This window comes from Gluconobacter frateurii, from assembly GCF_002723955.1.
Classification (GTDB): Bacteria; Pseudomonadota; Alphaproteobacteria; order Acetobacterales; family Acetobacteraceae; genus Gluconobacter; species Gluconobacter frateurii.
Genome location: NZ_BEWN01000001.1, coordinates 1,037,614 through 1,054,959 on the forward strand (window position 1 = coordinate 1,037,614; position 17,346 = coordinate 1,054,959).

The 17,346-nt window shown below is 57.3% G+C and carries 17 protein-coding genes and 1 pseudogene; 6 read left to right on the forward strand and 12 right to left on the reverse strand.

Features of this window, described 5'->3' with window-relative positions:
* Positions 1-259: 259 nt before the first annotated feature.
* The 4 genes from GFR01_RS04860 to GFR01_RS04875 form a co-directional block, all read right to left on the reverse strand.
* Positions 260-1,102, reverse strand: a complete 843-nt coding sequence (locus tag GFR01_RS04860) for an alpha/beta fold hydrolase (RefSeq protein ID WP_099181465.1) — start codon at positions 1,100-1,102, stop codon at positions 260-262.
* A 17-nt stretch (positions 1,103-1,119) separates the two neighbouring features.
* On the reverse strand, positions 1,120-2,067 hold the full coding sequence (locus GFR01_RS04865; protein ID WP_099181466.1) for an alpha/beta fold hydrolase: 948 nt from the start codon (positions 2,065-2,067) through the stop codon (positions 1,120-1,122).
* Between the two features lie 83 nt (positions 2,068-2,150).
* Complete coding sequence (locus tag GFR01_RS04870; RefSeq protein ID WP_099181467.1) at positions 2,151-2,762, reverse strand: TetR/AcrR family transcriptional regulator; 612 nt, start codon at positions 2,760-2,762, stop codon at positions 2,151-2,153.
* 162 nt (positions 2,763-2,924) lie between these two features.
* On the reverse strand, positions 2,925-3,830 hold the full coding sequence (locus tag GFR01_RS04875) for an AraC family transcriptional regulator (RefSeq protein WP_099181468.1): 906 nt from the start codon (positions 3,828-3,830) through the stop codon (positions 2,925-2,927).
* A 94-nt stretch (positions 3,831-3,924) separates the two neighbouring features.
* On the opposite strand from GFR01_RS04875, the gene GFR01_RS04880 reads away from it, so the two are divergent.
* Entirely contained in the window at positions 3,925-4,761 is an 837-nt protein-coding gene (locus GFR01_RS04880) for an oxidoreductase (RefSeq protein ID WP_099181469.1), read from the forward strand.
* 161 nt (positions 4,762-4,922) lie between these two features.
* Here GFR01_RS04880 and GFR01_RS04885 read toward each other — a convergent pair.
* Together GFR01_RS04885 and GFR01_RS04890 are read right to left on the reverse strand one after the other, a co-directional pair.
* Positions 4,923-5,947, reverse strand: a pseudogene (locus GFR01_RS04885) (MFS transporter).
* A gap of 111 nt (positions 5,948-6,058) precedes the next feature.
* The gene (locus GFR01_RS04890; protein WP_099181470.1) at positions 6,059-6,625 is read right to left on the reverse strand and encodes a hydrolase; all 567 of its coding nucleotides are present in this window, start codon (positions 6,623-6,625) and stop codon (positions 6,059-6,061) included.
* A gap of 109 nt (positions 6,626-6,734) precedes the next feature.
* Between GFR01_RS04890 and GFR01_RS04895 the strand changes: the two genes are divergently transcribed.
* Complete coding sequence (locus GFR01_RS04895; RefSeq protein ID WP_099181471.1) at positions 6,735-7,391, forward strand: TetR/AcrR family transcriptional regulator; 657 nt, start codon at positions 6,735-6,737, stop codon at positions 7,389-7,391.
* Between the two features lie 191 nt (positions 7,392-7,582).
* Here the strand turns inward: GFR01_RS04895 and GFR01_RS04900 are convergent, their stop codons facing one another.
* Positions 7,583-8,332, reverse strand: coding sequence for an SDR family NAD(P)-dependent oxidoreductase (locus GFR01_RS04900; protein WP_099181472.1), 750 nt, complete (start codon positions 8,330-8,332; stop codon positions 7,583-7,585).
* Between the two features lie 23 nt (positions 8,333-8,355).
* Positions 8,356-8,676, reverse strand: a complete 321-nt coding sequence (locus tag GFR01_RS04905; RefSeq protein WP_099181473.1) for a MoaF-related domain-containing protein — start codon at positions 8,674-8,676, stop codon at positions 8,356-8,358.
* A gap of 157 nt (positions 8,677-8,833) precedes the next feature.
* On the opposite strand from GFR01_RS04905, the gene GFR01_RS04910 reads away from it, so the two are divergent.
* Positions 8,834-9,724 (forward strand): LysR family transcriptional regulator, encoded by an 891-nt coding sequence (locus GFR01_RS04910; RefSeq protein ID WP_099181474.1) that lies wholly within the window; start codon positions 8,834-8,836, stop codon positions 9,722-9,724.
* A gap of 291 nt (positions 9,725-10,015) precedes the next feature.
* On the forward strand, positions 10,016-11,212 hold the full coding sequence (nhaA, locus tag GFR01_RS04915) for a Na+/H+ antiporter NhaA (protein WP_099181475.1): 1,197 nt from the start codon (positions 10,016-10,018) through the stop codon (positions 11,210-11,212).
* A 523-nt stretch (positions 11,213-11,735) separates the two neighbouring features.
* On the opposite strand, the gene GFR01_RS04920 is transcribed toward nhaA, so the two are convergent.
* Positions 11,736-12,137: a nuclear transport factor 2 family protein gene (locus GFR01_RS04920; protein WP_099181476.1), complete on the reverse strand. Its 402-nt coding sequence runs from the start codon at positions 12,135-12,137 to the stop codon at positions 11,736-11,738.
* A gap of 71 nt (positions 12,138-12,208) precedes the next feature.
* Between GFR01_RS04920 and GFR01_RS04925 the strand changes: the two genes are divergently transcribed.
* Positions 12,209-12,787, forward strand: coding sequence for a TetR/AcrR family transcriptional regulator (locus GFR01_RS04925; protein WP_244902160.1), 579 nt, complete (start codon positions 12,209-12,211; stop codon positions 12,785-12,787).
* Between the two features lie 186 nt (positions 12,788-12,973).
* On the opposite strand, the gene GFR01_RS04930 is transcribed toward GFR01_RS04925, so the two are convergent.
* Positions 12,974-14,041, reverse strand: coding sequence for an aldo/keto reductase (locus GFR01_RS04930; protein ID WP_218016649.1), 1,068 nt, complete (start codon positions 14,039-14,041; stop codon positions 12,974-12,976).
* Between the two features lie 87 nt (positions 14,042-14,128).
* Between GFR01_RS04930 and GFR01_RS04935 the strand changes: the two genes are divergently transcribed.
* The gene (locus GFR01_RS04935; RefSeq protein ID WP_063902710.1) at positions 14,129-14,686 is read left to right on the forward strand and encodes a TetR/AcrR family transcriptional regulator; all 558 of its coding nucleotides are present in this window, start codon (positions 14,129-14,131) and stop codon (positions 14,684-14,686) included.
* Positions 14,687-14,922: 236 nt separating this feature from the next.
* Here the strand turns inward: GFR01_RS04935 and GFR01_RS04940 are convergent, their stop codons facing one another.
* Positions 14,923-16,137: a TCR/Tet family MFS transporter gene (locus GFR01_RS04940; protein ID WP_099181478.1), complete on the reverse strand. Its 1,215-nt coding sequence runs from the start codon at positions 16,135-16,137 to the stop codon at positions 14,923-14,925.
* Complete coding sequence (locus GFR01_RS04945; RefSeq protein ID WP_099181479.1) at positions 16,127-17,032, reverse strand: NADP-dependent oxidoreductase; 906 nt, start codon at positions 17,030-17,032, stop codon at positions 16,127-16,129. Before GFR01_RS04945 ends, GFR01_RS04940 begins: the two co-directional genes overlap by 11 nt.
* Between the last annotated feature and the right edge of the window lie 314 nt (positions 17,033-17,346).

The following is a 17,346-nucleotide window of genomic DNA, read 5'->3' on the forward strand; positions in this document are numbered from 1 at the left end:
AAGACGTGGGGGCGCTGTGTTTTCTTGTTTTGGGGTATGGAATTTTCATATTACTGCCTGGTAGACTCTATTATCCCGACCTGCTGATTGGTGGCCTGATCCTGTTGATGGAAAGCACCTACTGCCGACAGGTCTTCCTCTTCCGGACCCTGTGACACAACCTGGGAAACTGGCACGACTGCTGCTCAGTTCTGCATGCCACAGTGGATTGGAAAATTTAGTCAGCAGCCATCCGTGTGCCGTCCGGCCTCTTCAACCTTTAGAAACCGTGAAACCGGTTGATCTCCCGCGCGATCCATTCCGGTTTCTCATCGGGTACCCAGTGACCGCACTCCGGAATGACGCCACCCTGCACATCATCGGCCACCAGATTCATCGAGCGAAGCGGAATCTCGCCCATGCAATGTGATCCGCCATAGGCAAGGACTGGAATCGTTAGCTTCGTTCTCGCCAGTTCGCGACTTTGCACTGCGGTTTCCGGAAAGGCGCGATAGTAATTGAAACCGGCGCGCATTCCACCGAGGCCGCTGTAACAGCGGACATATTCGTCGATATCGGCTTCCGTGATCGAACGCGGGTCGAACGAGTAGCGCTTGAAAAAGAAACTAAGATACTCGCGCTCACGCCCGGCCAGCAGAAATTCCGGCAGGTCAGCCTCCTGATGGAAGCCGAAATGCCAATATTCCTTCGATGCATCATCGTCGCTTTCTATGCCAAGGATCTTGCTTTCAAGAAACACCAGACTCTTGACCTCGGCAGGATGGCGCGCGGCGTAGGCATAGGCCACCCGTGCGCCGTTATCGTGCGCAACGAGGCGGATGGTTGTAAATCCAAGCTGCCGGACGAGCTCGTGTAATTCATCGGCGACGGTGTTGCTGTCGTAACCACTGGCAGGGCGCGAGGAATCACCGGCGCCGCGCATATCGACCGCGATCACTTCATGGCCAGCCTCGACGAGGTGGGGAATGACGCGATGCCACTCGTACCACGTCTGGGGCCAACCATGGACGAGCAGTACCGGCTCGCCTTGACCTGCGCGAACATAATGGAGGCGCATGTCGCCGATCTGGGCCATGGCGTGTGTCAGGGAAGGGTGGGGCATGTCGTGTTTCCTGTCTGTCAGGCGTAGGGTGCGAGAAAGGCCTGAAGTGCTGCCAACAGGGCCTCAGGCTGTTCCTCGGCCGGGTAATGGCCGCTGTCGGGAATAATGACGGATTGCACGTCGTCGGCGACAGATCGGAGTGCCTGTTCGACCATATCGCCGCACGCCAGGGCGCCGGAGAAGGCGAGCACCGGCAGTGCGATCCTGCGCGCCATGCGCCGACGATATTGCGGGATCGAAGCATCAATTGCCCGATAATAATCGAAGCTTGCGCGGAGGGCTTTGGGGTCGCGACGCAGTTGCTCGATGTAGAAGTCACGCGCAGCGGCGGGGAGCGCCTCCGGCGAACCCGCCTTGGTGGCGAACTGGTAGCCAAAATAGATTGCTTCACGGCCCTGAACCAGAGCCTCGTTAACGCCAAGCGCACGGTTGAAGTTAAAGTGCCACAGGAAGTCGCTGGTGCGGCGGTCGTCGCTAATCAGTGGGGGCGATGCGGAGACACCAGGGATAATCGCCTCTCCCAGTGCGATGCGGGCAATCCGCTCCGGCCGGTCTGCGGCCATCGCGTAGCCAGTCCACATGCCGATGTCGTGACCGACCATGGCGAAGCGTTGGTGGCCGAGCGCATCCATGAGCGCAAATATGTCGGCTGAAAGAGTATCGGCATCATAGCCATCGTCCGGCTTGTCGGAAAGGCCGACGCCCCGCGGGTCGACGGCAATAACTGTGAAGCGCTCGGCCAGCGGCAGCATGAGCGCGCGCCATGCAAACCAGTTCTGCGGCCAACCGCCGAGTAACAGTAACGCAGGTCCTTGGCCGCCGATCACGGCATGCAAACGCACGGCGCCGATATCGACCAGAGAGCTCTTGAAAGTGTCGGTAAAGCCATGCGGTAAAAGGGGAACGCCTGTTACCGAACCAAAGCCAGAGACAGGTTCACGGATCGAAAACCCGGTAGGTTGCATGCGCATCATCCTTTATGTGATGCGCAGCACATATATTGCTCAGCGCTTATCGGCAACGATTCTGTGACAGTCAGCACATAATTCTAACGGGGCAGCAGGCGATCCACGAACAGCTCGGCCGCAGCGAGGAGCGTTGGCTGTGAGGTGCCGTCTACGGTTTCAATCGATATCCCATTGAGGAACGTCATGACGCAGGCCGCCAGCGCTTTCTCATCGGCTTCGGGTGCCAGTTCACCCTTCTGTTTCGCCTTTAACAAACGCTCTGCGAGCAGGACGCGGATGCGTTCCCGCTGGTCTCGCAGGAAGGTGCGAACGGGATCACTGATAGGCCCGAGATGGCGCGCGCCGAGCACGATCAGACAACCGCGCGGTTCATCATGACGGGTAAAGGTCTGGATCGCATTGGCCAGCATGGATCGTAGCGCATTGCGTACGTCATCGTCAGCTGTCAGCGCCTGCATGGTCGAACTGCCATCGGAGGCGACGTACTGTTCAACTGCTTCGCGGAAGAGGTCTTCCTTGCTCCCGAAGGCAGCGTAAATGCTGGGCGAGTTGATTTGCATGGCGGCGACAAGCTGAGACATCGACGTACCATCAAAACCATGCTGCCAGAACACGTTCATGGCGCTTTGCAGTGCTTTGTCCCGATCAAAGGTACGCGGTCTGCCACGTCGTGCTGCAGGCGTTTTCGTCATCCTGGTCCCCAATATGTGCTGCGTGATACATATAGGTGAGGCGTCTGAAGAAGAACAGAACTGCGCTTTCTAAAACCCGATTGGGCGGATTTACCAATCTGGACCATTTTTCAAATGTGATCGTTTTCGTAATGCTTCAAGTGCAGGATTTTCGCTTCAAGCCTAGGCCGGCTCCCCCAGATGTTCCCGCATCCACGCAGCCTCTTCGCTGGGACTGCGACGGAAATGGCGCTTGAAGTCCCGACTGAACTGGGCGGGGCTGGCATAGCCGACTTCGGCGGCAATCGCAGCAATCGCTCCCTTACGCCGTGCGATCATCAGCCTGGCTTCGTGCAATCGTAAAGCCTTGATGTACTGGATCGGGGTGTTGCCAGTCAGGGCCTTGAAGCCGACGTGATAGGAAGGAACACTCATCCCGACCGTCGAAGCAAGCTCGGATACCGACAGGCCTTCATTATAGCGTTCGCGGATCAGCGACAGGCTTTGTACGATCCTGTCTGTACTGTCATTGCGACGCAACGCTGCCATAAGCGATCCCCCCTGAGGGCCGATCAGGATGTGATAATGCAACTCGCGTAGCATTCCAGGACCAAGAATAGCGAGTGCCTGCGGATGATGAAGAGCACGAAGCAGGCGCAGGAGCACATCAGCAATGGCGGGTACCATCTGACTCGAGACCAGGCTTCTTGCCTGCGTCTTCTCCTCATGACTGAACTGGCCTTCCAGTGTGGTTACGATTTCAGCGGCGAGGGGCAAGTCGAAGTCGAAGTAGATGGCGAGTAGAGGTCGTTCAGAACTAGCCTGCGAGGCCATCCGAAAAGGCACCGGGACCGAAACGGCGAGATAATGGTCGGCGTCATAGCGGTAAACCTCGCCATTGAGAAACCCCTGCTTGGTCCCTTGCAAGACGAAGACCGCACCGGGGCGATAAAGGACCGGTACATCTTCAAGGATGGTCTCGGAGCGCAGGATGCGGAGCCCTGGCATGGGCGTAGCGTTGTAGCCAGGTCGCGGTGCGAGCTCGGCGGCCAGCTCGAGGAGTGGAGAGGGTGTGGATCGAGAAACCATAGGATTGAGCAAGAGAATCAGAGGAATTGTGATAGAGACTGCATCAATATGATATTATTAATCAAGAATGACTACAATCAAGCAGAGTAAGGCCATGTCAGGGCAGATTTTTTTCATTACCGGAGCCAATTCAGGGTTTGGTTTTGCCATCGCGCAGGCCGCCCTTGAAGCAGGCCATCGGGTGATTGGTACAGTCCGGTCGGAAACCGCACGAGCGTCCTTACTGGAGCGACTGCCAGATGTTCGCGCAGTCCTGTGTGACGTCACAGACTTCGACCGGATTCCCACCATCGTCGAACAGGCAGAGCAAGACCACGGCCCGGTCGATGTGCTCATCAACAATGCCGGTTATGGACATGAAGGTATTCTAGAGGAATCTCCTCTCGAGGAAATGCGCCACCAGTTCGACGTCAATGTCTTCGGAGCTGTTGCGGTTGCAAAAGCCTTCCTGCCGCGTTTTCGCGAGCGCCGCAGCGGGTTTATCGTGAACGTGACCTCAATGGGTGGTCTGATCACCATGCCCGGCATAGCGTATTATTGTGGTAGCAAATTCGCTTTACAGGGGATTTCGGAAGTTATGCGCGCGGAAATGGCACCCTTTGGAGTTCATGTCACGGCGCTGTGCCCTGGATCGTTCCGCACAGACTGGGCCGGGCGTTCGATGGTCAGGACCGAGCGCTCAATTACAGACTATGATGCTCTGTTCAATCCGATCCGGGCTGCACGACACGAGAAGGACGGTAAGCAGTTGGGTGATCCGGCGAAACTTGCCGCCGCAGTCCTTCAACTTGTTGCGTCGGACGCCCCCCCACCGCAACTCCTCATGGGTAGCGATGCTCTGCGTCTGGTTCGTGACCGTCTCTCTCGCATGGAAAGCGAAATCGCAGATTGGGAAGAATTGACCCGGTCGACGGACGGCTGCTTCTTCTGAGGATCGGTAGCGGTTGTCAGGAAGCTGATTTTCCCGACCCCTATGCCCGTAAGGAGGCGTAAGCGGACTTGCTGCTTACGCCTTCATATCAGACAATCTGAAGCACAGACGAATGGTCTCAAAGCGGACGACTTTGCTCACCCTCGCCTGAATGGCCTTATTTACCCAGGTGTATCTCGAAGCCCGGTCAGATCGGGATGGTCCTGACTGCGTTTGTTTTCTGAAGGTTTGATGAAGCGCGTCGCGAGCAGCAGCGCGCCATGAAATGCTGCGAGCAGTCCGAATACCTCGGCGAAAGCCGTTGACGTCAAGCGCGGCTCGCCGACTGCTACCAGTCTCCATCCGAGGAAGGTGGCGCACGCTGTAGTCAGTGTTGGGCCTCCAATCCTTTGCATGATGTTCAGTGCGGTCGTCGCCATCGGGATATCTGTGCGTGCGATCGACGCGTATCCTGCGCTCATCGCCGGAATGCCGACGGCGCCATGAACAGGCCTGTCCGCTCGGGAGAGGCACCGCAGGCGTGGATGAGCCAGTCTGGTAACAGCAGCTGACCAGCGAATGACACCCCGTTCGTCAGAAACATGATGACCGCCGACACCGAAAACGCAGGCACACGCAACAGGCGCAGATCGATCAGCGCGTCGTCCCCCTTGCGTCGCGCGGATCGGACATACAGGACGGCAAGGATAAAGGCCGCGGGCCCGACCGGGACATTGAGAAGAAAGATCCAGCGCCATGACGCGACGGAGACGATGGCTCCTGCGACGACCGGCCCAAGAAGTGGTGCGAGCAGAACCGGTGCCGTCATCGCGCTCGCGACCCTCGGCATCTGCCGCCCCGCCACACGGGCAACCGTCATCTGCGTCATCGGCGCGAGCAAGCCCCCGCCATGCCTTAGCAGACGGAACGCGATCATCGACGGCGCCGACCAGGCCAGCGCGCATAGGCCTGATGTCAGCGTGAAGGCATCGAAGCACCATAAATAGACCGTTCGCCCCCCGATGCGGCTCACGAGCCATCCGTTTAGCGGCAGCGTCAGGGCGAGCGCCAGCAGATAGCCGCTGACCACCCACTGAATGCTTGAAAACGGTGCGCGCAGGGTGGCGACGAGATCGGGGAGCGACACATTGACGATCGTGGCGTCCAGTTGCGTCATGAAAGACCCGATCGCCGCGACGCTCACGATTTTTCATGTGCCCGGAGGCAGCTTATCCGCGCCCTGCGATGGTAGCGGCATTTGAAGTTTCATGGGCGGCCTTACTAAAAGCCCTAATACGCAATGCCGGACACCATGAGCTCACGCATCCAGTGCGATCGCGTCGCTCGTCGTCACGCGGCCAAGGCGGGGGAAGATTTCCTCTGAGGCAAAACGCTGCATCTCTTCCGTGAAGGTGGACATGATATCTTCGGCGAGCACGACGTTGTACCCGTGCTCATGCGCCGCTCGAGCGGTAGATTCCACCCCCAGATTTGTCGCGATCCCGCCGAGCACGATCGTGGTGATCCCACGTCGCCGCAACTGGAGGTCGAGATCCGTACCGTAAAATGCCCCCCATTGCCGTTTCGTGACACGCAGATCGTCCGGTTCGGCAAGTCCGTCGACCAGTTCCGCCCAATCTGGCGCGAAGCCTCCCTGCGGGGAGAAGGAGCGGTCGACAACCGTATGCGCAGCGTCCGCAAAATCTGGCGCGAACGCGACGTTCACGAGAATGACGGGAGCACCGGAGGCCCGGAAACGCGCTGCAAGTTCTTTCGATCGTTCGACGACTGCTTCGCCCGATATTGGGGCCAAAGGCAGCCCCGTGATACCCTTCTGGAGATCGATCAGGACGAGGGCTGTTTTGGTTGCTTGAAGCGAAGTCATGATATGACCTTTCTCTGGGGATCATTGAACCGCCACTCCGCACCGCTGTCCGGTACATGCGGAGACGTTAAAAGTTGAGTGGATACTCAAGTAGGAGTATTATTTGAGTATGAGCTCAAATACGTCAAGAGCAAAACGAGCAACGCTTCAACCGCTGCGAGCAGCCGGACGTCAGCGTGTCGAAGAACTGCTGGCAGCCGCTTCGGATCTGATGGCAGAGCGCGGCTATGAGGCGACGACCATGGCGGAAATTGCAGCAAGAGCCGGAGCGAAGATCGGCTCGCTTTATCGCTTTTTTCCGAACAAGGAGGCGGTGGCGGACGCGCTAGTGCAGCGGCATGTCACCATTCTGGAGGAAGAATACGCAGCTCTCGCCCAACGGGCGGCCACGCTTTCTCCAGAAGCATTGGGGGATGTGTTGATCGAGTTGCTCATCGCGTTGCATCCAGGTGTGAAATCTCTGTCTGCGTTAATGGAGGCACGGACAGATAGCATGGAGATTCGCGAGCGTGCACGCGGGCATGCCATAGCCGGAATCGCGGCTGCGCTGCGTGTCTGCGCGCCGGGATTGGATGAGATGCTGGCGAAAGATATCGCGGCCGTCGTTCTGAACACCATGAAAGCCTTGCGCAGTATGCTCGCGAAGGAGGCCCCCACCACACCTGGTGCTCCCGACGAGTTACGGCGGATGAACCGTCTTTATCTTTCGGACCGGCTGGAACCCTTCCGAAACATTGGAGCCAGTGCAATGGATACGAAGTCGTAATTTCACCGTTGATGAGCTATTCGACCCCCGATGTGAGAAGTCTGGCGCCTTCGCGAAAGGCAAGATGCTGTGGCAGCAATCGCCTCATTACGGCGGTTCTGCGCCCAACTACTGCACCTCTTAAGCGGTCGCTAGGAAAGCACCCGAAAGCAGCGCCGATGCATCCCGGTGCATCCGACGCGCTGCCACTGTCACAGTTTGGAACCGCCGTCGGCCCGGATGACGTCCCCTGTGATCCAACGGGCATCATCACCAGCAAGGAACACGGTCACCCCGGCAATGTCCTCCGGTGTCGCCACACGCTTGATCGCCTGGATACCCAGAGTGAATTCCCGGCCCTCCTGCGTTTCGACGAAGCTTGATGACATGTCGTTGGCGACGACACCCGGCGCGACCGCGTTGACGCGAATGTCCCGCGCGCCCAGTTCCGCTGCCAGATGGGTCACCAAGGTCGAGATTGCTCCCTTCGAGGCGGCATAGGCCGACAGTTCGCCGACGGTTGTGCGGACCGCCAGCGATGAGGTGAGAATGATGCTGCTTCCGGCGTTCATGACAGGAGATAACTGCTGCACCAGAAAGAAAGGTGCTCTGACGTTAACAGAAAACATGTCGTCAAAGTCTTCGACTGTCGTGTCTTCGAGGCGGGCTGGCCGCGCAATTCCAGCATTGGCAACGAGAATATCGAGTTTTCCGGAACAAATCTGACGAGTGCGCTCGGATAAGTCGAAAGTGCCTTGAATGTCACGCAAATCAGCCAGAATGGCATGGGCCTTGCCGCCGTTTCCTGCAATTTCCGCAACTACGGCCTGTGCCGCCTGCTCGCTTGAACTGTAATGGACCAGCACCTCGGCGCCGGCGCAAGCGAGAGCAAGTGCTATCGCGCGACCCATGCCACGAGACGCGCCCGTGACCAAGGCTTTCTTGCCATGAAGTTGAGCCATGGTGTTCTTCCTTGTGTTATTACTTACTCTGAGATCGTGCCGGACATAACGTAGAAGCTGCCGTCCATCATCGTGTAAAAGGAGCGGGTGGTCTTCGCTTCGAAGTTGTCGCAATGGACAACGGTGGATTTGTCCTCTTCCTGCCAGGAGAGCAGATACGATCCTCCCTCCAGAGCCGTCCACTGGAAAGGCACTGTCATTTTGGCGCCTGTTTGCGGACCCTCAAGGAATTCGGCCGTAACGGTTGTGCCGTCACCGGCATAGGTGTTCCGAAAGACGAGGCCTTTGCCATAATTCACAACGAAGGAGCGTCCGGAGTAGGGAAATAGGTTAGTCTGGTTCATGCCATTCCTGGGAAAATGCTGGTGAATGTTGTTGAGGCGCATTACTCGACGACGCCACGTGCAACAGGATAGGCATTGTTCCAGAACCGAAAAACAGGCTCGAGTTCCGTTCAGATCGGACGTTTACGTCCGCAATTGTCCGATTTATGCTCTAAAAATGGATAATCTCTCTGGCATTTCTGCGTTCGTCTCTGCAGCGGAGACCCTGAGTTTCGTGGAGGCTGGCCGTCTGCTTGGTGTTTCCGCATCGGCAATCGGGAAAACAATTGCCCGTCTTGAAGGGCGATTGGAGGTACGCCTATTCCACCGCAACACCCGCAGCATGAAACTAACGGCGGAAGGGGCGCTCTTCCTTCAACGGTGTCATCGCATTCTGGGAGAACTGGATGCTGCCGAGCAGGAGCTAAGTGATATACGGGCTGCGCCAAAAGGAAAGTTACGCGTGAGCCTTCCGGCGATCGGCACGTTGCTGTTACCAACGCTCTCGGAATTCATTCGGCGTTACCCCGACGTTGAACTCGACATCGATTTTTCGGATCGAAAAGTGGATCTGATCGACGAAGGCTTCGATGCAGCAGTCCGCATCGGCGATACAGATGACACGCGATTGCTCAGCCGCAGGCTCGGTGTCTTTCATCGCAACCTCGTCGCATCCCCCAGTTATTTAAACAAGACAGGACGACCCAAGAACACGACAGAGCTACTGCACCATACGTGCCTGCTCTACCGGTTTCCCACGACTGGAAAGATCGAATCATGGCCGGTGTCGGGGTGGGAGAGTATTCTGGGCAGCGGGCAGCTATCGACGGTCAGTTGTAACTCGATCGAGACGCTTATGTATTTTGCTCTTCAAGGACAAGGAGTTGCTTGCCTGCCCGATTTTGAGGTGAGATCGGCCCTCTCTGAGAACAGGCTGGAACGAGTGTTGGCCACAGAGACTTCCATGCCGCGTGCCATGACGATTTTATGGCCGACCAGCAAACAACTCGCGCCTAAGCTGCGCGCCTTTATTGATCTCCTGACATCATGGCTTTCATTGAAGCCGTAGCGGCTTCGCTCATGACGTGCGCCGTGAATCTGATCGTACAACCTGACGCTTTATCCCGTAACCGCAACTAACCCCTGTCAATTCCGGAACCGATTAGCGGACTGAGCAGAGTCCCTCCTTATCCACCTACCTGCTTCGTTCATGTGGAACAGACAGACGGCCCTCGTCTTCATGTCGGACGTAAAGCTCATGAAATGGGCATCGGGAAAGCGGACGCAATGAGAAACATTATAACAAGATTGCACGGCGTCTTTGACTTGTCTGGAAGTCTGTCTTGTTCAACAAAGAGAAATGACTGAAGCCTCTAGCACGTCTACTACCCATCTTCGACGTTTCCTAGGTTCACCCGCAAACGGTGCGTTCGTTCTCCTGCTCGCGTCTTTTTCTGGTCTTATCTTGGCAAATTCGCCGTGGGCGTTGGGTTATACAGCCCTGAAAACGACACCCATGACGCTTTCTTTTTTGAGAGCGCGAGGACCAGAGCACATCGACGCCTGGGTTTCTGACGGACTCATGACCCTGTTTTTTCTGGTAGTCATTCTTGAAATCAAGAAGGATATCGTTTCGGGGCACCTGTCATCACTACGCCGCATCGCCTTGTCGCTTATCGGAGCATTGGGCGGAATGATCGTTCCCGCCCTGACGTATCTTTTGGTGACATACGGGCATCCGGAAGTGGCGCGCGGCTGGGCAGTGCCTGTAGCGACGGATGCTGCGTTCACATTGCCACTCATCCTTACTCTCGGAAGGCATGTCTCATCGGGAGCTAGAGCATGGCTGATGGCGCTTGCCATTTTCGACGATGTGCTGGGGATCATGGTAATTGCGCTGTTTTACGGAAGCGCTCTGTATTGGCCCGCGCTTACGATGGCCGCGATTATCATAGCAGCGTTGATCTTAGCGAACAGAGCTGGGATCAGAACCCTTTGGAGCTACGGTATTGGTGGCGTTCTGCTGTGGGGAACGCTTCAAGAGTCCGGTTTGCACCCAACGCTGGCCGGGGTCATCACCGGTCTATGTCTGCCTGTAACCACGTTGGAAAAGAATGCCAAACAGGCTGCGCCTCTCGATCGTGTATCATCCGCATTGACGCCTTTCGTCACTTGGATCGTTTTGCCACTTTTCGGCTTTATGAACGTGGGTGTTTCGATGGCGGGGATCCAACCATGCATGATGCTGGACGCTGTTCCGCTCGGTATCATGTTGGGGCTGGTTATTGGCAAACCTGTTGGCGTCTTTGGCGCGACATTACTTTCGACCCACCTGAAGATCGCGACGCTTCCGGCTGAAACACCAACGGGAATGTTGTTTGGTCTTTCGCTGCTGTGCGGCATCGGATTCACAATCAGCCTGTTTGTAGCGAACCGGGCATTTTTCGGATCCGATCTGGCTGTGCCAGCCAAGATGGGCATCTTCGCTGGTTCTATTTTGTCTGCTCTGCTGGGATGGCTTTGGTTGCGTTTTTCGTACCAGCGTGTCCGGGAATAGAAAAGTACAACTCAGAGCCGACATTCCGTCAGCCGCAACACAGAGAAATGGTTCCAAGCCTGCGTGAGTTGAAATGCCTCTCGCAGAGAGAGCCAGAGACGATCGGACAGTCTTTCCCGGAGGCGCCTTTATCCTTGGACGAACGACCTCGGTAAGCACATCGGAAAAGCTTTTTCAGGTCTTTTTTGTGCCTCCCTATATCCGATAATGCGAATAGTTTTACGGACATAGGTCGGCGCTCAAGAGAAGCGATCTTGGTATTTAGGTCCGAAGAAATTTTGGAGAGCAGATCAACTGCGGCCGGGTGAGGAGAGGGCAGGCATGGAAAATTTTGGCCTCACAGAATTTGAGAACTCATGATGCCGAACTGAAATCCCAACATTTAATCGTTACAAAATCAGTTGCGAGGCGACTGCTGGCCGCCTGCTTAATAGACCTTAGAAACCGGGCAGTTTTTTGGAGGGAGAAACGGAATGTCTGCTATCGACCGAAGAACGCAAAAGCGGACCTCGCCTTTCTCTTATCAGGACGATGCGATGCGCTGCAACTGGAGCGGGTTCATATAATCCCGGATCAACGTCACCTTGCCGGCACGTCGGGTGATGAACCAGACATAGCTGATGTCTCGGGGAGCGCCATCCGAGATCCTGTGATGGTGGCCTGTGGCTTCCACGATCAGTTCATCGCTCACTTCACGCACGTGCACATCGCTGAGCGAGCCGAAGCGAATGAACGTCGGGAGACGCTGCATGTATGCAGCGATAGCATCCCGTCCCGTCAAACGGGTCGGAGAGCCGTCCGGAGCAAATGGAAACTCATGCACGGCATCTGCATCATAAATCGACATCCAGCCGTCGATATCGCCACGTTCAAGTGCTTCAAATGCTGTTTCGAGCCAGTTAGGAAGGACAGATGTTGGTGACATGCAGTGCTCTCCGGCATAAATTAAAGACTATGAGTTCAGAGGCTTCACCTATAACGGACCGAGAGTCCGAAATGCAACATAAACATCGGGGGCGGCCGCCAGTCGCCCTTCAAGGCATGCTGGAAGCCGCAGATATGCTGTTCGCTCAAAGTAAACTGCCGGGCTCGGTGACGATGGACGCTATCGCCGCAGCCGCATCTGTCGGGAAAGGAACCTTATTTCGAGCATTTGGTAACCGGGACGGCCTTCTGGACGCGCTGTGGGCCACAAAGCTCGCCATTCTTAAAGAAAGAGTGACGACCGGTGTCCCACCATTTGACGAAAGCGCTACCCCCCTGGACCGCCTTATTGCATTTCTCGATTCCATCTTGATGTTTAAGATTGCGAACAGGCACCTGATCCATGCCCGAGAAGCCACCGGGGGATTACTGCAATCTCCGCATTATCGATGGATGCATGCGAAGACGAAAAACTTCATTATGGAGGCATCAAATCAGGTTGATGAAGATTATGCGATCTATAGTGCCCACGTCTTACTGTCTGCGCTGCATATTGATCTTATCGATGAAATGCTGGCTCAAGGTCTCTCTGTTGACACAATTCGGCGACTTCAGGCTGCCCGAGGAAAAGGCGTCATCCGTATTGTGTAAGAAGCTGCCACTGGCGGCCTGTTTTGGAACTCTCTAGGAAAATCGACAGCTAAACCGGGAGGACAGGCTATCAGCTTGGAAGGATAGAGATCCGTAAGCTGACGTCCTACGGCCGACGAAAGGTTTTTTCACTTCCGCCTGAAGTGCCAGGACTGCCCAAGCTTCCGACAGCCCTCACACGCTTTCTCAGGCGACGGGTTTTACAGGAGGGTTTACCCTGGCGTCCAGGCCCCCGGTAATGAGGTCCTTGATCCGGGGATCGTCAAGCACGGTGTAGGGGTAGCTGCGCGGGGTCGCGCTCACTTCGTCAAGGCGCGCTACCTGCTCGGATGACAGCGCCAACTTGGTGGCGGCCAGATTGCTTTCGAGTTGGGCAAGTGTGCGAGGGCCGATAATCGGAAACGAGCCCTTGGCGGCTACCCAGGCAATGGCGACTTCTCCTGGCGTCACGTCCATCTCTGCCGCGACCTGAAACAGACGGTCAATAATGGCCGTGCGTTGTGGCGTATTTTCAGGCTGGAAGCCGGCGCCGGCCCAGGCCTCGTTGCGCCGCTCTGTAGCATCTTCTGCCCGATATTTCCCGGTCAGGACACCGCCACCAAGCGGCGAGAAGGCCACCACACCGAGGCCAAGCGCCCGGGCGGCAGGAATCAATTCATCCTCGGTTGCGCGCTGCACGAGGCTGTGTTCGACTTGGATACCCGCAATTGGAACAGCGCCGCGAATCTCCGCGATCGTTGCAGCTCTTGCCACGCGCCATGCTGGGAAATTTGACAGTCCAGCATAGAGGATCTTGCCGGCACGTGCGAGGTCATCGAACCCCCGCACAATTTCTTCAAGCGGCGTAACACCATCCGAAACATGCGCCCAGTAGATGTCGATGCGGTCGGTCTTGAGCCGCTTCAGGCTCGCATCGACGGATGACACCATGGCCTGACGACTATTGCCAGTTTCAAGGATGCCGGACGTCGCATTGGTCTTTACTGAGTACTTTGTGGACAGAACGAATTCGTTGCGTCGTCCCGCAAGCAGGTTTCCCAGAAATTCCTCGGACTGTCCTTCCTGATAACCGTTGGCAGTATCGATGAAATTCCCGCCCGCCTCAGCATAAGTGTCCAGAATGCGGCGCGCTTCGTCCGGGTCCGCACCATGTCCACCCCAGGCGCGGCCAAAATTCGCGGTCCCGAGCAGAAGCTCAGAAACCCTCAGGCCGGTGTGTTCGCCCAAAAGTCTGTATCGCATATTAACTGACATTCTCATGTCCTTCCGCGAGCAATTACGCTACAAGTGGTTCACTGGCCCAGATAAACGGACCACTGAACCACTTGTCAAGCGGAACCCATGCGAGCTGACGCCCGAAAAAATTACGACCGCCTTCTCTTGAGCGCACGTGAGGCCATCGCAGAAGATGGTGTAAACGTCTCCATGCGTGACATTGCCCGTCGAGCGGGGGTCGGCTTCGCCACACTGTTGCGTCATTTCCCGACCCGGGAAACCTTGTTTGAGGCTCTGCTGCGAGCAGCTCTCGATGAACTTACCGGGACAGCAGAGAGGCTCGAGAAATCCGCTTCGCCTTCGAACGCCCTACTCTCGTGGCTCAGCGATGCCGTGAGATTTATGGGAGCCTACAATGGTGTCGTCAGCATGATGTCCATTGCCCTGGAAGACGAGAATTCCGCCCTCCATATCTCCTGCACCAACCTGCGGTCGGCAGGCGCTCGGCTCCTTGCTCGTGCTCAAGCCGAAGGAACGGCGCGCAAGGATATCGATGGGACGGATTTATTTGGGCTGATTGGTGCTCTTGGGTGGCTGGGAGAGCAGCCTTCATTTGCGGCACGCAACAGCCGATTTTTCGATGTCATCACAACGGCTATCATGACCCCGAAAGCCCGCGGGTAAATCAAACAGATTACGTGATGAGGTTAGGACAGCCGCTCGACGTCCCTGCGTAGGGTTTCATCGATTTTGGTCGGGGAAACAACAACCTTGCCACCCCACTGGACGAATCAAGGCGGTGATAAGCTTGTGAAGGCGCATCATAGCCCATCCAACGCTCTTCTAGCTTTTCCGCTGAACCTTTGTTTCAGGAACTGCTGTGCAAGGATCGCAGCTATCGACCGGGCCAAGCGGTTTTCTCAGCTGTTATCCAGTGCCTTGCGCCTTCGGCTCGTGCCGAGCAGCACGAGCGGCATAGCTGCCAGGTTGATAGCAGCTACCGCCAACCAGATCGCACCGGGCCATTGTCGATGCACCGTGAAGTAGAACGCCGTGAAGCCAAGTGGCGCGATGATCGATGCAAGGCTCACCGTCGAGGCGAGCAGGCCCTGCAACTGCCCTTGGCGGTCATTGTCCACGGCCCGGGTGGCGAGAGCCTGAAGGGCTGGCGTGCCGATGCTGCCCAACGCGAACACAGGCATGATCAGGAATACCATCCACCCGCGGGAGGCGAGCGCCAAGCCGGCCAAAGCGACACAGGAACAGGCGAGACCGGTCAATATCGCTTTGCGCTCGCCCAGTCGCTTCGTTGCCCGTCCAGGCAGCACGGCTTGAACCAGTGTCTGCCAAACGCCGAACGCGCCCAACGACAGGCCAATCCAGAAGCCATTCCAGCGGAAAGCGTCATAGCCCCACAGAGCCCAGCAGACGCCGTAAGCCTCGCCCGCGCCGCTCAGTGCAAAGTAGACGAGCACCAAAGGCAGAAGCCTCGGCATCGAAAACAGCCAGCGCAGGGGAGCTAAAGGGTTCAAGGCCCTCGGATCGAAGGGGGCCGTCGAGCGGGGGTGTGACTCAGGCAGGGTGACGAATGCGAGCAGCAGGTTGGCGGCATTGAGTATGGCCGCTGCGATGAAAGGCAGGCGAACCCAGTATTCGCCGAGTACTCCGCCCAGGACCGGGCCGACGATGAAACCGGCGCCGAACATTGCGCTCATCATGCCGAACCGGCGAGGGCGTAACTCTTCTGGCGTAATGTCCGTGAGGTAGGCCGTAGCGACCGATACGTTGGCGCTCGTTAGCCCCGCTACGGCCCTCCCGAGCAGCAGCATCCAGAACTCGAAGGCAAACCCCATTATGACGTAGTTGGCTGCCGTCCCGGCCAACGAGACGAGCAGGATTGGTCGCCGTCCCAACCGGTCGCTCAACGCGCCCAGAACAGGCGCGAAGACGAATTGCATCGCTGCGTAAAGGGATGCGAGCCACCCGACGCAGGCAGCGACATCGCCCGTGTGCGTCACATCCTGAATAAGCCGAGGCAGGATCGGAAAGACGACCCCGATCCCCGCAGCGTCAAGCGCGACCGTGGCATAGATGACGGTGAGCGAGTGTCGCGTTGCGCGCTGATCAGTCGACACGAACGACCAGCTTGCCCGTGACGCTTCCGAATTGGCTTGTTTCCTGTGCCTGCCTGACCTGGTCGAGAGAGAAAGTCTTTTCGATGTGCAGCGTGAATGCGCCGCTTTCGCAGAGTTGCGCCATTGTGGTGAACAGGCGCGCAGGATCGACGGGCGGCCCGTGCGAAAACTTCGCGCCATATTCCTCGGCCGAGAAGTCGGCGACCGAGAGGACATGAGAAGCGTCGCCAACGATGGTAATCAGCTCCGGGACGATCCCTGAGCCGGCAACGTCGATGGCGGCGTCTATCCCAAACGGTGCTAGCGCGCGAACACGCTCGGCAAGACCTTCGCCATAGGTGGTGGGGATCGCGCCGAGGCTGGCAAGATACTCCTGCTTGCCCGCGCTCGCCGTGCCGATCACGGTGATGCCGCGCAGTCCCGCGAGCTGAAGTATGGCCGTGCCGACACCACCCGCGGCGCCACTCACCAGCAGGGTTTGATTCTCTTGGATGCCGACCTGATCGAGCGCGCGCGTCGCGGTGTCGGAGATGACGGGGAGACCCGCCGCAACTTCGAAGGAGATCACGTCCGGTTTCCGCGCCCAATGCGTCAGGATCGCCTGTTCAGCCATCATGGCATTGCCGAAACCAAACACGGCATCGCCGATCGCTACGTCCGTGACGCCTGGACCGACTTCGGTCACAACTCCTGACCCTTCCACGCCGAGGCCAGCAGGGAAGTGGACCTTCTCGAACGCACGATATTGCCCTTCGCGCCGCTTCCAGTCCGACGGGTTCACGCCGGCGGCATGGACCTTGATCCGGATTTCGCCTGGTCCGGGGCGAGGCATATCGACCTTGACCAGGCGTAGTACGTCCGGGCCACCATATTCATTGAACTCGACTGCCTTCATCTTCACGCTCCATCTGCCGCAGCATTCCAGACTGCGGATGAGGCCATTAGCCGAAGGCTGCTGGCGAGAGTTTTGGAGACGCTGGCCGGATCATCAGATGATCGACGTGTGCTTGGCTGCCTTATACACGCCGCGTGGCGCTGGCAGCCGCTTTTCGCGACGACTGATATCTAGCAGCGTCGGGCGGATGCAGCAATGTCCGGTACAGGTCTGTAGGGCGTCAGGAACCAGCTTGTCAGATTGCGGTTTATGCGTGCGATGAGCGAAAGGCGGCGGTCTGGACTACGCCGCTTTTCCGTGACCGCTGCTGTTCC